The organism is Flavivirga aquimarina (assembly GCF_030540835.1).
Classification (GTDB): Bacteria; Bacteroidota; Bacteroidia; order Flavobacteriales; family Flavobacteriaceae; genus Flavivirga; species Flavivirga aquimarina.
The window spans coordinates 123,592-140,616 of the sequence record NZ_JAUOEK010000172.1 but is presented as its reverse complement, the minus strand read 5'-3'; the positions used below and the strand labels follow the sequence as shown (position 1 = coordinate 140,616).

Sequence of the window (17,025 nt, the reverse complement as noted above, 5' to 3'; positions counted from 1 at the left end):
CATAAATTTCATTCTCAACTAAATTCCTCATCCTTATTTAGCTTTTTACAATAAATCAAAATCTTAAAGTAAAACCGTCTATTTAATCCTCTAAATTTAATGAAGGTGGTGGTATAGCTACACCCCACTCTTTATTAGGCTGTTGCCCTAGTTTTATTTCTAAAGTACCGCCCTCTGCGAAATCATCATGATAAAACCAACAGTTATTTAAAGCGCTACCATTCAATTTTGTTGATTGGATATAAATGTTTTCAGATAGATTATTGGAAGTCTTTATTACAAATTTTTCTCCTGGATAATATTCATTATTCAAGTGAATGGTAACTTCATCAAAAAGCGGGCTTGTAATTTCATAATATGGTTTTACAGAAACACCACCATCAAGCTCAAAAACTCCCATCGCCATTAAAACTCCCAAAGCTCCCATCTGCCCTTGATCTTCATCTCCTTTATAACCTCCATAGGGTGTTGTATCTCCATACACTTCTTTTACTTTTCGTACCCATTTTTGTGTTAACCAAGGAGCTCCCGAGTAATTAAACACATGTGCCATTCCTGTACCGGGTTGGTTACCATAATCAATCCAACTAGCGGCATGGTTTTTTCCTTCACCAACAAAATCTAGTTCTTTACCCTTTTTAAATGATGCATTCAAAAAATCATTATAAACAGCTTTGCCTCCAAATAATTCAATTAAACCTCCCATGTCTTGTGGAACAAAATGTGTATATATTGCAGAGTTACTTTCACAAAAACCACGTGCATTAAAATCATCAACCACAGGTTTAAAGTCTTTAATCCAACTACCATCTATTTCTCTAGGGTGCATCATTTTTGTTTCTGGATTCCATAAGTTTTTATAGTTTAAAGATCGTTTACTAAAGAGTTTATAATCTTCTTCTTTATTTAATGCCTTTGATAATTGAGATAAACACCAGTCCTGGTATGCATATTCTAATGTCATAGACGCACCATCCTTATGCCCTCCTTTGGCTTTAATGCTTTCTGGTACCCATCCTTGATCTACATAATACTGCATCCCGCCTCCATAGGCTGGAATGTTATGCTCATAACCTGCATGGTCACGAGAACCTCCAACAAAAGCATTTTTCCGCAATCCTTCATAGGCTTTTTCGATATCATAATTTCGAATGCCTTTATTATAAGCTGTAGCAAAAAATGACACTGAAGGATCTCCAATCATCACAAAAGTATAATTCCCTCCCGAGGGACCTCTAGGTATTAGTCCTCCGTTCTGGTACATATCTACCATAGTGTTACAAAATCCATCCATAAGTTCAGGGTATGCCATAGACCATAAAATATTTAGCGACCAATGACTGCCCCACCACGCATCAAAATTGTAATGAGGAAATAAGGGTTTCCCATTCTTATCTAACTTAACACTTCTGATTACTGGCTGTTCGCCTGTCATATCGGTGTATTTCCCATCAGCATCGCTTATAATTCTTCGTCCTAATAATGCATGCCATAAATCGGTATAAAACTTTACTTGTTGTTTTTGAGTCCCTCCTTTTATTTCAATTTTACTGAGCCAATCATTCCAAGTATTTAACGATTCATCAACTACTTTATCAAAATCCCAATGATTGATTTCTGTATCAAGGTTTTTACGAGCCTGTTCTACACTTACATAAGAAATACCCACTTTCATTAATACTTCACTGGCCTCTTCGTTTTTAAAAAACAACCCTGCACCCGCATTTACACCTTGAATGGTGTCCGTTTTTACTTTAAGCATATTGTTATTTACCCATCCTTTAAAGGAATCAAACGGTTTATTGAGCTTTGCAACAAAATATACCGGAGTATCTTTAGGGCGTCTCCCCGTTTTTTTTAAAACTTGCACACCCGCTATTTCTGTATTACTAACTTTCCAAACCTTAGAAAAGGTTGTTGGCCCGTGTGCTAATCTAGCTCCTGTATCAAAAATGATCGATTTATTTTTACTTTTAGGGAATTTATACCGGTGGAATCCCACTCGAGTCGAAGATGTTAATTCAACCGAAATGCCATAATCTTCCAGAAACACTTTATGGTATCCGGGTTTTGCTATTTCTCCTTCGTGACTAAATGATGATTGATAAACATCCATCCCTTCATGCCCTTTAAATTTACCTGTAGTTGGCATTACAGCTACACCTGCTAATTGCCATGCATGCACATGGCTAAAACAGCGAATAGAATCACTACCGTAAAGGTATCCTGAGCTCCACGTTTTATCTGTATCTGTATCAGGGCTTAGGTTTACCATACCAAAAGGACGACTTGCTGAGTTGAAATAAAACCAACGCGAATTATGTGTATCTACAAATGGGTTTACTAAATCTACAGGTTTAACTTGTGCTTGTAAGCTTGCAAAAAGCACTAAAAATGTACATAAAACGATATATTTAATTGATTTCTTTATCATATAGCAATTCTGTTTTCAACTATTTCAGGCATTTAATTAGTTATTTTGTTTGATCTAAAACTTCTCCCACACTATCAATTTGAGCGTTTTTTGCCCCTGGTAAAAGAAGAACTTTTGCTTCGGTTTGGTTATCCAATTGAATATCCGAGGCACTTACTCCTGAACGTTGATAGTATGCATATCCATTTCTGGATGACAGTTCTATTGTCAAAAGTGGAGGGATAAAAGAAGTACTGGACGTTTTAATAGTCACTTTATGCCCTGTACCATTTATCGCTGCTAGCAGATTGTTATTCATTCCTTCTCTGCTATCAAGAATTTCAATATCTACAGAAGCTTTTTTGGCTTTGGCATTAGTAATACAAAAAGCTTCTGCATATTTAGCATCAGCACTGCAATTAATAAGTACATCTTGGTTCCCCACATTGAATCCAGCAGCAATAGTATTGGTTACTCTACAATTAATAACGGTGTCTCCTTTAGCATTCAAACCTGTACAAATACCGCGTCTCATATTTGTTACTGTACAATCCTTAATTGTTGTTGAACCTGTTAAGGGGCCTGGAGATGTCCCTGTATATATCCGAATGCCATCCTCACTCATTGAAAACATTTCTCCCGGTAGAAAAGAGCCATCTTCAGCCACAATAGCGCCTTCAACATATCCTCCTTTTGCCGCTTTAAAGTTTTTATCGAAAGCATAACCAGACTTTTCGGCTAAAATATCATCCGTAGTTCTTAGTAATCCATCAACATGACAATCTTCAATCAAAGTGTTTTTAGCACCTTGTACAAAAATGGCATGTCCCATGGCTCGCATGTGTACTTTACAACCAATCAATTTAATATCTTCAGCTGGATACCCTATTCGAATCCCATTCATTTTACGCACATCATTTCCTCCTAACCCATAAAAGCTTCCATATCCCCATGGATTTGAGCCTGCAGTTCTTACTTCTGCATTTTTCAATGTTACATCTACACCTACTAAATTAAATATTTTGTTTTTACTTTGATGGCCATAATAGTTTCCATAAGTTTCAATATACGGTCCTTCCATGGTCGTATGTGTTCCCGATATTTCCAATGCACAGTACAAACTTTTCTCACTATTCCCTCTGGCTAAACTCTTGTTAGCAAATAATTTAGTATTTACCATAATACTAACACCATTTAAATCATATTGGCAATTATTTCCAGAAAGCTCAACAAAACGTGTGCAATAGGATTTGTCAATTTTATAAGGTCCTGGCTTAAGCTTAATTTTTACATTATCCTCTGCTGCATAACCTCTAAAGTCAGTAATGTTATCAACTAGAATAAATCCATCTTTATCTATTACAGGTTTTGTATCGTCTAAAGTAAATTTAATATTACTTACAACATGTGATAAAGCATTGGTTACTTCAACGCCTTTATCTTTTTCAATTCTAAAAACAAGTTGACCTCTAACTTTTAAATCTTTAAGTTCAATCAATTTTGATGATCTACTTTTCCCATCAAATCTCCACAATTCATTTGCAGCAGCGTCTAATAATGTTATAGGAACCGACATTGTTTCTCCTATTTGTTCATAATTAAATCTTAATTCTTTAATAGGATTATCTATCTTTAAATGACAATACGCATATAAATCTCCAGTATTTTTATTAATAGGATTCGTTTTGAATGTGAATCCTTCTTTTAAGGTCGATATTGTAAATAATTCTTGAGCTTTAGGTGTATTATAACGAACTGTCCATGCATCCTCAGTTCGATTTTGCGCAAAATATTGGTGCCCAGAAACTTGCATAAACATAATCATTAAAAACAAAAAGTTGTTTTTTAAAACCTGTTTCTTCATTTTATAGTTTTCTATTTAGAGTTTTAATTTATTTAAATCTTCACTTTCTAGACTATCATCAAGACTTGTTTTAGTAAATAATTAAGGGCAAGCCTACGAAATTTAGCGTTGTTACAACCTCACTCACTCTTTTAATTTGAAGGTTTATTGTCCTTGATCTTTCACTTCTTGGAATTCAATGATAATTTTACACTTTGCAAATTCACAGGCTTCCAATTATCTCGTGTTGGCTTGAGATGTATGCTATGATCCCCCGCTTTATCTATAACTACTTCCCCAACATTAACTGTTTTATAAGATTTGAATCCACCTGTTGCAGGTAGTTTGGTCTGGATTGTTTGTCCTGCAATAATTAGTTCTATTGCACTCTCTTCTTCTGAAGCTATGTGCATCGAAATTGTATAGGTGCCAACTTTATCAACAGTGAAATCCCAATCTACTGTCGCTTTTTTATTTGACCATTGATCGATGCAATCGTTTACTTTATTATAAGTTACATGAGAGCCTATCACATTATTAATTATGGATTTTTGCGCAGGTAATAAAACGGTTCCGTCCTTATTTTGCTTGATCTTGTCTGCGTCACTTACCACAGGTTTACCGCTTAATTTTAGGACAACAACAGAACTTATTGCATCTGGAGCTTTACCTACTAAAGATATTGTGGTACCCTGCTCATCGGTTTTGGTTTTATATTTTTGAGACTTATCCACAAGCAAGTTACAAGACATAACCTTATTGGTAATAGGAAGAAATATCGTGCCATTTTCTGGCCAATCAAAAACGTTAAGATATAGTGTGGTATTTTTTCCTTTTGTAAGTGTGGTGATACGTCCCCATGCAGGAGTACGGCAAGGACTAGCACTTGTACTATAGATTGATTCACTATTTTTATCCATCCAAGCTCCTATATTTTTTAATCGTTCAATGCTTGGTTCTGGTATTAGCCCTTCAGCTGTTGGTCCTACATTAAGCAAATAGTTTCCGCCTTTACTAGCAATATCAACAAGGTTTTGCACAAGTGTTTCGGTAGACTTCCATTTGTTATCGTAACTTTTGTATCCCCATGTTTTGTTCATGGTCATACATGATTCCCAATCACCAGGAAGACCTGTACCTGGTATATGCTGCTCTGGCGTACTGATGTCTCCTTTGTATTTTCCACCAAGTCTATTGTTATGAATGATTCCTGGTGCTAGTTTTAAAAGGGGTAAGAATTGTTCTGCTCGTTCATCATTCATTCCACGTGGCGTATCCCACCATAATATTGCTGGCTTGTATTGTGTTAAAATTTCCTTTACTTGAGGTACTGCAATAGTTTTAATATAATCGTCCATATCATGTTCTTGGGCAGGATCCCATTTGCCTTTATATTCATTGCCTCGAGCTGAACCACCTTGATTCCAATCCTGAGCTTGAGAATAATAAAGCCCTAGCTTAATACCATTCTTTTTGCAAGCCTCGGCCAAGGGAGCAATAAGATCTTTTCCATAAGGAGAAGCATCCATAACATCCCATTTCGAGACTTTTGAATCAAACAATGCAAAACCATCATGATGTTTCGAAGTAATAACAATATATTTCATTCCAGCTTCTTTAGCCAGCTTTACCCATGCTTCTGGGTCGTATTTAATGGGATTAAACTCTTTAGCATATTTTTGATATTCTGCCATAGGGATTTCTCCTTTAGACATAATCCACTCTCCTATTCCGTCTATTTTTTTACCCTTGTGGGTTCCTGCTGGAACAGCGTAAACACCCCAATGAATAAACATTCCAAATCGTGCTACACGAAACCATTCCATTCGCGCATCTCTTTCAGCTACAGTTTCATTGGCGTAAGGATCCAATGAGGACGCACCAGATTGAGCCTGTACAGCTCCCATCGTTATCACAAATAAAAGACAGCTTAATAATAGTTTTTTTATAATCATAATAGTTACTTTTTTATTTAAATCGATTTAATATGAATACTTATGTTAAAATTAGGTTGCTCCTCCTGTCCAAAAATGCAAAGTAGAGCGAACTGCTTGTTTTGGCATTTAGTTCTTTCATAATTTGTTAATTCTTGGTTTTAAATAGCGATGCAGGCAATCCTTCTTTATTATATAAATTGGCTCCTTCTGGATTTGGGGACCAAGCATATCGAACCTCTTCTGGGTCTTGAATATCTTTATGCCAAACTTCAACTTTATTTTGACCAATAATCTTCGCTTTAGCCCATTCCCACTGTCTATCACTACCACAAATTTGGAAACGTTGCAAAGGGGTGTTTACTTGTACTGTTGGTTCCATCAAATGTTTTTTTCCTACCATTAAACCGGAACCAGCATAATCAAATGTTATAAGTACTTTATTCCCTTTAATTACCGAACTCTTGTAAATTGGACCACTACACACGATATGCTTCCCATATACTTGTTTCATAGCCCATAATGAAAGCCGTTTTCCTGCATCAACTTTATTCTTTGGGTGAATGTCCTTTGCTTCTCCTATATCATTTAAAACAGCCATTCCTGCATCTAGAATAGTTAGGGCTCGTCGTTGCTGATCTTGTACAATAACCCAACTATCGGTTTCTTCGAGAGGCTCTGAATTCACCTTTTTATAATTTGCCAACTGACAGTAATAGAAGAACAATTTATTTTGTCCCCAGGCTTCACGCCACCCCTCTATCATAGCTGATAGACGCATTGCATATTGCTCTGGGAAGTTGTTTTGGTTACTCTCTCCTTGATACCAAATAGCACCCTTGATAGCATAAGGAATCATTGGATGAATCATAGCATTGTATAAAGTGGATGGAACTTGTTTGTCTCTGTTTGGAGCTTCTGGTTTTCTGGGTTTTCTTGGTTCCTTACTTCCATTTTGTTTAGCTTCATTGGCTTTGGTTTGCCATTTTGCTAATTCTAATTGGTACTTATCGTCTTCTTTCTCTTGATTCCAAGATTTTAATTGTTTTTTATGTAAATTGATTTGTTCTTCATAATAAGTTTTAAGCGTATCGTTTTTCTGATAGGCACTCATAGGTATCCACGGTTCCACTCTGGTTGCCCCCAGATTACAACTTAATAAGGCCACTGGCACATTTAACTCGCGACGTAATTCACGGGCAAAGAAATAGGCTGTTCCGCAAAATTCATTGACATCACCTGGTACGGCTTTGGACCATTTACCTCTTCCCTGAGTTTTCTCTTCAAAAACACTATGTTCTCGACCTACTCTAAACTGACGGAATAGCGGATCATTTGCTGTTGCTGCTTCGTTACGCAAATACTCTGCAATAGGTTCATATTTTGGGTCTACGGCTTTTCCTATTAACATTCTGAAAGGTCGGTACATATTTGATTGTCCACCAGCCAACCACACTTCGCCAACTAATACATCTAATATTTTTAGCTCCTTACTTTTGCCATTGAGGCTTACTGACACTCTCATAATCCTTGATTCTTTTGAAGCTTTCATTGGATTAAGGTCAATGCGCCATTTACCATTAGCATCTGCCTTTGTCACCTTTTTTTGTCCTGCAAATACAACTTCTACTTGGGCTTTAGCATCGGTTATTCCCCAAACTGGTACATTTTGCCCCCGTTGTAAAACCATACGATCTGCAAAAATACTTGGCATGGATAAGTTTATTGCCATGCAAGAACTAGAAAGCATTACAGCAAATAAGACATTGGCAAGAAGCATTAAATGATTTTTCATTTTACTTAATTTTCAAAAAATAATTGTTCAAAAAAACACTTTGAATTATCTTTTATCAATTATTCAAAAACGGGTGTATATTTTACTGTTATTGTCCCATTCTTAATTGGCTCTGTAAAATCAACTCCTATTCTATATGCTGGTGCACCCTCTCTTAACTTTTTAACAGGAACTACTTCGTCTGTAATTTTGATAGATGCGCCATTCCCCTTTATTTCTGCTTTTACCTTTTGGTTTTTAGAAGTTATGATTACGGTATTACTATCAATAATTTCATATGTATTTAAAGTCATTATTGCAATACCAAATGTTACTGGTTTTGTTGAAGAAAACGAATCTTTAATCGTGATAGTTCCTAATCCTGATTTATCATTTTCTATTATTCGTATTAACTTTTCCAAAGAAGGGATTTCATAGGCTGCTTTTATATCCATCACGACTTTGTCAGTTTCCTCAGAAAATGCTGTAGCAATTATTTCACCGGAAAACGCCCTCCCATTTGATTGAAGTGTATTATCTATTCTTGGTACAGGATGTCCCCAAGAGCTTCGTGCTTTGTTATTTGGCGAAAATGCTCCTGCGGTATAAGATGGTGCGCCAATATCTCCCGCCATTATATCACTATTTAATACCAGTGTGTAAGTACCAACATCGCTATGATTATGATTTTCTTTGTTATGACCTGCTTTCATTGCTATTGAAAAAGGCACGTTTTGTTTTCCTCGAGAAATTACCATTCCAAAATCATCGAAATAAGAATAATCAGGTAATTCTAATGCTTCTCTGTCTGTATTTTTATCATAATTGAAAGATTCAGGGCTATTCCAAACCATTAATTGTTCTACAGCTTCTTCTGTTCTCAATCCTGTTGGTTTTATAGATCCATAATGTTTAGCAGATAACGCATAAGCAAAACTATTCCCTCTTCTAATTGAAGAAACGCCATCTGAAAATGGCGAACACCTTCTGTTTTGGATTTCAAATTTTTCAGGAAAATTCCCAACGTTTTTTAATTTCTCAGGATTATCGGCATCAAATAAATTTATCCTGCCATCTGTATAATCATATATTGTTTGTGCAAGTTGTAAATAATGACCAAAGCCATACCCCCAGTAGCCAAGCCCTTCTGAACAATAGCCATCGCTACCAAAACCACTCAAATAATATTTCATACTATTTAAGGCACACCCAATAGCAGCAAGACGCTCTTCTTCTTTTTTAGAAATTGTAATTGATACAAATACGGAACCACTAGTACATACAGAATTCCAGTTGCTGGTACTTTTAATCCATTTATTATTTTTATCTAAAATCTCACAACTTTTTAAATAAGAATCTATAATTCGCCATTGAAGATGTGTTGTGATCTTATCTCTTAAATCTTGCTTAAGTTTATCTCCTAAAAGAACTTCTGCCAATGCTAAAACCGACCCAAATTTTCGAGCTCCCAAATCTATAGAGACTCGCCTCCCCTCCAGAACGCCATTTTCATCGTCATCATGGTTTGGATGCAACCATGATTTCATAGCTAAAATGGCATTGGAATAAACGGCTATTTGGGATAAAAAACGTCCTTTATTTTCTATACATTCTGCTAGTATAAAGTGTTCTAGCCGTTCCATTGTACGGTAATATCTGGGTTTATAAATGCCACGATTTCCTTGCTTATTGGCTAGTCTGTAAATACTATCTGTTATAGGAACTTCTGGTTCTTTTTCAAGCTCCGATAATGCTTCCTTTAAATAGTCTTTACCAGATTCACTAGCTGCAATTTTACTCCAGTAGTCTCTGGCTGTAATGGATGGTGCCAGTTGAAAAGACTGTTTTGGCATGACTGCTTTAAGCATTTCTATTTGCTTTGCAGATGGATATATAGTATCTGAATTTGCGTAACTTAAATATTCTGCAATATTTAAATCTATTGGTTTATTATTTTGTTTATTACAACTAAAAATTAGTGCAAAACATAACAAAAATATAGGGCAGGTTAATGCTTTTATCTTTCCTTTAATGTTCATCTTACTAGTATTAATTTAATACAGCAATGTATTTGTTTTTAGAAACATTATATATAAATCATCGTTCATGGTTTATAAATTATAGCCTATTTATAATTTATATATCATTTACGACGTTCCAGACTCATTAATTTACTTAAACCGTGCTATTATACTAGTTTGCTTCTTCTAAGGTTTTGCTTTAGGCTTTTTTTAATTCTTCACCCAAGTTTCATCGTATTATTTAGTCTTAAATTATGGATAGCATATTATTTCAATCCTCCAGTAATTTCTTCTAATTTATTGAAGAAACTTTTTTTTCGCGAAGAACTGATTCCCCAATTTACTGGAATGGATTGATAACCATTTTCAAAACCTTCATTTTTCATACGAAAATCAAAATAGCCCCAAGAAGTGTATGCTTTTACTGCATTTACAAAATTATTCTCTGCTTCTTCAAAGTTGAAGTGATCATCTTCATTAAAAAGAATTGGTTTAGGGGAATACCCTTTAATGGCTCTCGTTTTAACAACCATATTGGTTATAGCTGCTGGATCATGGACTCCATTCCCATGAATCAAAATGAAATCTGAAACCTTTACTACATTTTCTTTAGGAATTTTACCTCCACTGTAGCTTGTTCCCACTAAATAGCGGAAACCATTTTTCTCTTTTAATTGTATTTTTTTTATAACTTCATGTACGCGTTCTGGTTGAAGTATTTTATGTTTGTACTTGATATCACATTCATTATTAACTTCAATTATAACATTCTGATAGTTTTTCTCAAAAAGCCAATCTATTGTGTTGTCAACCCCATTTAATACTGCTGCTTCATCTTCTAACATATATTCTTGCCCGAAATAAAAAAGCCCTAAAATAACAACCATTCCAGTCTCATTTGCCTTATCCATTATCTTTTCTAACCGTTGCATATATTCTGGCCTCAATGCGCCTTTACTGTCTATAGCAGAATTAATCCAACCTTTATTACCATAACCTAATGGACTACCGCCTTGTAAATTAATAGTAAAAGCCAACAAACCTTTTTCATACCACGAATCCATAGCTGCTACAAATTCATTTGTATTACGGTCTGCATCCCATTTTTGAGTATCCTCATATTTCCATCTTTCGGCGGTCTCTGTATTAAGGTCATCAAAAATTCCTTGAACCATTCTGGAATTCATTAACAAACCTTCAATGGAATATCCATTCCATTTACGCCCTTTATAGGTAGGAACATTATTGATAAAGAATTTCTCGCCTTCAATACTAACAACGGTTTGTTGTTTATTTTTTGTTTGAGCTTCCAAACTTGCAGGGATAATACAAATAAAGAGTATAGTTAATAAGAAAATTGTTTGTTTCATATGAACAATTGTTTGTGTTAAAAAGTCGCTTTATATCTATTCGACTATATTACTACTAATACATTCTATAGTTGTTAATTCTGGATTCCCGCCTCTTTTTCCACATCCTGAAGCTATATACAGTTTCTTTTTATAGTGGATAATATGTGTTCCATGACGGCCTTCGTTTAATGGTGGTAATACACTCCAAAGCCCCGTCTTGGTATCTAAACTTTCTACTTCATTATGTGCCATTTTTTGTACCGAACTTTCTCCTCCTGTGAACACTATTTTATCTTTTACACAAACCGCCATACAGCCTGCTCGTTGTGTTGGAACAGGATTATCTAGAGTACTCCATTGTCCTGTTTTAAAATCGAAAACATCAACCTCTGGGATTGTTAATTGAAATACTTTTTTGGTTTTACCTGATGTTACTCTTCCTCCTAATAAGTACAGCTTATTATTACAAATTACAGAAGTAGCGTGGTCTCTCGCACGAGGGGCATCTGGAAGTGTTTCCCATGCTCCTGTTTTAAAATCATAAACATCAAACCATTTTACATGACCATCCCAATGACCATCAATAATACCTCCTGCTATGTATAATTTGTTTTTATAAACAGTTGTAGTAGTTGATGCTCTTACTCTATTTTTTGGCATTGAAAAGCTTTTCTCCCATGTATCATTAACTGGATCGTAAGCATATGCTTCTGTTAATGGTGTTTCATGGGGGTATTTACCTGTATGTGCTCCAACAACATAAATCTTTCCTTTATAGGAAACGCCTTGAAAATGATGCATTTCTATTGGAGGTTTCGCTCCTGATGTCCATGTGTTTGTTTTGGGGTTAAATATGGAAACTTCTTGTATACGTCTACCTCCTACAAGGTAGAATTTTCCATCAACTTCTATAAATGCGGCTTCATGTCTTGCTACTGGCTCTCCTGTACAATTTAAGGTTTGCCATTTATTTCCATCGGAAGATTGTGAAAATGTTTGTTGAAAAGTAACAAATAATAAAAGAAGGATAAATTTGTTTAAAACTCTAAACAAGTTTTTTTTAGTGTTCATACCTATTCATTTAATCCAACAATGTATTAATTTTTAGTATGATTATATATAAATTATGACCCACATTTTATAAATTATTAATTGATTTCATAATTTTATCTATTCTAATAGATCGTAGTTCGATTTAAAACAATATCACTATTCTTTAGATAACATTTCACCAACTTTCTTTAAAATATCAACTGATTCCGTGGGTATATCACCATTGCCTTCTGATCCTACATTTAATAAAAATTACCGCCTTTACTATTAATATCTTTTAGTTTTTCATAAACCTCATCGGCACTTTTCCAATCTGTACCTTTTATTTTAAACCCCAGGAATCATTCATAGTATAGCATGCTTCCCAGTAGTGTTTTAATGTAGAATCTGGATTAATTTGTACTAGCTCTTTTATTTGATTTTTATGTAATTAACGTACTCTTGTTTTCTATTTTCTTATTCGTCTAAGTATTGTTAGACTTATTGCTTTGAGTATTCAATCAATCAAATTTGATATATTACAGTTCTTTTATCTTAATGTTGCGATAAATTAATTCTGCATATTCTGCTTGTAATGCAATAAAACCAGATGTACAGGTAAGACCTCCATAATTAGCATTCGTAATTTCATTAATTAAAACGCCATTTAAATAGTATTTAGCTTTATCTTTTCTAACTTCAATAAGTACTTCGTTCCAGCCTTCTTTTTCTTCATCTGTCCACTTTACCGAACTACTATAATCTGCAACTTTAATTTTTGAAATATTACCATCCTTAACTACGTCGCATCTACAGCCTAATATACTCCATAGATCACCACAGTCTCCTTCTTGTATTTGGTATTCTAAACTTGGTGGCCAGGCATAAGTCCCTACTTGACTATGATAAAGTAATCCTGCATCACGAACCTTTTCTAAACGTGGAGCAAAACGGCGCTCTCCCCATTTAAATTCTAACTTAAGATCGTAAGAACTATATAGTTTTTTTGTTACCGCAATACCATAAGGTGCTGTAGTCTTATTCCATTTATACATAGCTTTTAATGATCCATCTGAATAATCAAACATGGCATTAGCTTCTTCTTGAGTGGCATCACCGTTTACAACGAAATCGTAATTTGGGCCTGATTTTGTATCTTCAAAAAGGTCTACCCATTCATTTGGCTTTGATGCTCTAATATTATCCAATTTTCTTATTCGAATATTTTTTAGCGCAACACGCCCATGATCTCCTTGAATTCTAAGAGGTCCAAAAGCTTGTTCTGGGGCATCACTTCCCTCTCGAGTAGCACCTGTAACTTCTTTATTTTCGTGTATTACTACGCCGTTAAGAACTACTTTTTCAAATACGGCATTTTTTATTTTATTGCCATCTGCATCAAATCTTGGGGCTCTAAAAATAATATCATAACTCTGCCATTCTCCCGGAGCTTTACAAGCATTTACCCGTGGCGGAATACCTTCATATCCTTTATTTTTCTCTGGTTTACTTTCGTCCCAGCGTTGATAAATACCTCCGCAATCTGAATGTTCAGGCGTGTCTTTCCCCCAACTATCCAATATTTGAATTTCATATCGACTTTGAAAATAAATACCTGAATTAGATCCTTTTGGCACCATAAATTCGAGATGAAGTTCTATATCTCCAAATGCTTCTTTGGATGTTAGATGCTTCGTTTTTCCAGTATCACCATTTACAAAAATTCCTTTTCCAGATGTATAGATAAATTGATTAGTATTTAAAGAATCTAGGCTAACCTCACTAGCTTGAAACCAATCGCCTCTAGGTTCTTTAAAATCGTTCAACTCTTTTAATTTAATTTGTGCAAAAATCTGATTTACACAACACATTGCTATAATACATTGGAGGAAAACCACTTGTTTTTTCATAATACCTTACTTATTATCGATTTTTATTAAATGCTCTTTTAAAATTTTCAATGTTTTATTTGTAACTCCGTTCCACTATATGTTACTTCTTCTTTCTCTTCACCAACTATTTCGACAATAAAGTCCATTGGATTTTCTTTAAAGTTTATGAAAGCATCTGTCCCATGTTTAATCTTTAATTCTTTATTGGATTCTGAATAGCTGAAAATCAATTCGGAGTATTCTCCTTTTTCATAATTGTAAGATTCATTATCATCTAGATATAGTGTATATTCAGCATCTTTTCCTGGATATACTTTTATTCTTAATGGTTTATCTGATTTTTGTGTAGCATATTGAAGCTTAGGGCCCATTGGTAAAATACTTCCTGCTTTTACAAATACTGGAGTTTCATTTAAGGGCGCAGCAACTATAATTTTTCTACTTCCTTCAATTTTTTCGTTTGTCCAAAAGTTATACCACGCTCCTTTGGGTAAATATATTTCTTTTTCTCGCTGTTGGTATGCTGTTACAAAACCTACCATTAGAGACTCTCCAAAAAAGAGCTGGTCTTTAATATGCCACGTGTTTTTATCATTTGGATATTGATACACCAAAGGCGACATCATTAATTTACCTTCATTCGTTACTTTTCTAGCTTCTGAATAAATATGGGGCATTAATTGATACCTCAAATCGATAAATTTACGTGCTGTATTTTCAAATTCTTGTCCGTATCTCCAGATTTCAGTTTCTGATACATAACCATGAATCCTAAAAATTGGGCTGAATGTTCCAAACTGAAACCAACGCGTTAATAATTCTATATATTCTTGATTCGTATATTGACTATCGTAAACCTTATTAAGGGATTTAGAATCTCTAAAAAACCCACCAATATCATGTGTCCAATACGGTACACCTGCCATGGTGAAATTAAGCCCAGCGGGAATTTGTTCTGCAAATTGCTCCCAAGTTCCTGCAACATCTCCAGACCACGAGGTTGCTCCGTAACGTTGTTGTCCTGCATAAGCCGATCGTGTTAGATTAAAAACACGTTCGTTAGGGTACTCTTTCCTTCTCCCTTCATACATTGTTTTTGTAACTACTAGCGAGTATACATTATTCACTTCTGCATAGGGTCCAACCGCTGTTGTAGAACCTTCATCAGGTTTTCCTTCTGGTTCTGTTCCATCTAACCATATAGATTTTACTCCTATATGAAACATAGAATCGCTTAACATTCGGTAATAGCGTTCGCTATTTTTTACATCATAAATATCAACATAATTACTCCCTTTTAATTTTATTAAGTTATATTTTTTCTCTAAACGATTGTTCTTAACTTCTGGCCATACAGACACCATTAAATTGTAATTCAAGTCTGTTAACTCGTCTGCCATGGCTTTTGCATTTGGGTATTTTTTTCTATCCCATTCCGGGCCTTTTGTGTTTTTTGGCCAGTAAAACCAATCTTGTACAATATTATCTACTGGTATTTCCTTTTCTCTATATGCTCTGGCATTTTCCAATAGTTCGGCTTGATTATGGTACCGCTCTCTACATTGCCAAAAACCATAAGATTTCTTAGTAAACATAGGTGCACGTCCTGTAAGTCGTTGGTATTCTGAAATAACTGCTGCGGGTTTCTCTCCATTTACAAAATAATAATCGATTGTATTACCTGCTAAACTGCTAAATACCGTTTTGTTATAATCTGGTGTATTATAGAATAATTTTCCAGGGATTTTTGCTCCAGTATTTTGAAAGACAACTTTGTATGCTTTCCCTGCTTCTAAATATTTCTTTCCAGAGTATCGTGTAGGCATCCAAATTGTTGAATAATTAATAACCTCATCTCCATCAATAGTCACCGTTATTTGTCCTCGCATTCTACCTTCATAATCGCTTAACGCCAAAAAAGAATATACTCCTGTTTGAGCTGGTGTAAAAACTGTTTCTCTAATATTTTTATCGCCTTTTAAAGCTGTCGCATATTCTACTACATTTTCTTTCTCTGTAACTGGCTCTAAATTTTTGTTGTTAGAATCAAGGTTTTTATTAGATGACGTAAATTCAATTTCATTTTCGGCATTATTAAAATCTGTTATACTGTAGTTATTCCAATAAATGCCATATCCTTTGGTTGAAACTAAAAAAGGAACAGCTATTTCTTGATTGTACTGTTGAAGACGTATTGGTACATTTTTCCAATCCATAATACCACTTTGAAACTGTCCTAACCCATACAAACCTTCATCTCCAGCATGGAAAGCTTGAGAAACGGTATGTTCCTCATTTTTGGGTTTTATGTAAGTTTGGTTATTGGTTTCTGCCAATAATTCCTGACCATCTATTGTTTTGTATTCAATAACACCATCACTATTAACAATTACTTTAAGTGCTTCTGTACTAATAGTTACTTGTTCTTTTTCCTCAGTTAATTCCCATGAAACATCTTGTGGTTCCAGAATAGTTACATAATCTGGTATTGTTGATATAGAATCTAAATGCAATGATTTTTTAACATGAATAATTGATTTATCAATGATTTCGATTTGGACAATTGCATTATCTAAATGAAGTGTTACGGAGTTATTGGATTTTTCAATTTTATGTGAAAAATTAGGTTTACAACCTATCAACACAAAAATTAAAATAAATGATGTTACTTTTAAAATTTTTTTCATACTTAATTATTTAATACTGCTTCAGATTCGCTTAATTCAATATATTTAATAGTTCCATCTGAAATCAATGTTACTGG

The 17,025-nt window shown here is 34.6% G+C and carries 9 protein-coding genes; all 9 read right to left on the bottom strand.

Annotated features, from left to right (window positions below; genetic code table 11):
- Nucleotides 1-82: 82 nt before the first annotated feature.
- Complete coding sequence (locus Q4Q35_RS18480) at nucleotides 83-2,434, bottom strand: GH92 family glycosyl hydrolase (protein WP_303279506.1); 2,352 nt, start codon at nucleotides 2,432-2,434, stop codon at nucleotides 83-85.
- 40 nt (nucleotides 2,435-2,474) lie between these two features.
- Entirely contained in the window at nucleotides 2,475-4,277 is a 1,803-nt protein-coding gene (locus Q4Q35_RS18475) for a right-handed parallel beta-helix repeat-containing protein (RefSeq protein ID WP_303279505.1), read from the bottom strand.
- A gap of 161 nt (nucleotides 4,278-4,438) precedes the next feature.
- On the bottom strand, nucleotides 4,439-6,211 hold the full coding sequence (locus tag Q4Q35_RS18470; protein ID WP_303279504.1) for an alpha-L-fucosidase: 1,773 nt from the start codon (nucleotides 6,209-6,211) through the stop codon (nucleotides 4,439-4,441).
- A gap of 127 nt (nucleotides 6,212-6,338) precedes the next feature.
- Nucleotides 6,339-7,985, bottom strand: coding sequence for a sialate O-acetylesterase (locus tag Q4Q35_RS18465; RefSeq protein WP_303279503.1), 1,647 nt, complete (start codon nucleotides 7,983-7,985; stop codon nucleotides 6,339-6,341).
- Between the two features lie 59 nt (nucleotides 7,986-8,044).
- The gene (locus tag Q4Q35_RS18460; RefSeq protein ID WP_303279502.1) at nucleotides 8,045-10,003 is read right to left on the bottom strand and encodes a hypothetical protein; all 1,959 of its coding nucleotides are present in this window, start codon (nucleotides 10,001-10,003) and stop codon (nucleotides 8,045-8,047) included.
- A 248-nt stretch (nucleotides 10,004-10,251) separates the two neighbouring features.
- Nucleotides 10,252-11,355 (bottom strand): hypothetical protein, encoded by a 1,104-nt coding sequence (locus Q4Q35_RS18455; protein ID WP_303279501.1) that lies wholly within the window; start codon nucleotides 11,353-11,355, stop codon nucleotides 10,252-10,254.
- A 36-nt stretch (nucleotides 11,356-11,391) separates the two neighbouring features.
- Nucleotides 11,392-12,408 carry a Kelch repeat-containing protein gene (locus tag Q4Q35_RS18450; protein ID WP_303279500.1) on the bottom strand — a complete coding sequence of 339 codons (1,017 nt, stop codon included), beginning with the start codon at nucleotides 12,406-12,408 and terminating at the stop codon, nucleotides 11,392-11,394.
- Between the two features lie 500 nt (nucleotides 12,409-12,908).
- Nucleotides 12,909-14,279, bottom strand: a complete 1,371-nt coding sequence (locus Q4Q35_RS18445) for a 3-keto-disaccharide hydrolase (RefSeq protein ID WP_303279499.1) — start codon at nucleotides 14,277-14,279, stop codon at nucleotides 12,909-12,911.
- A 47-nt stretch (nucleotides 14,280-14,326) separates the two neighbouring features.
- Entirely contained in the window at nucleotides 14,327-16,948 is a 2,622-nt protein-coding gene (locus Q4Q35_RS18440) for a glycoside hydrolase family 31 protein (RefSeq protein WP_303279498.1), read from the bottom strand.
- Nucleotides 16,949-17,025 lie beyond the last annotated feature (77 nt).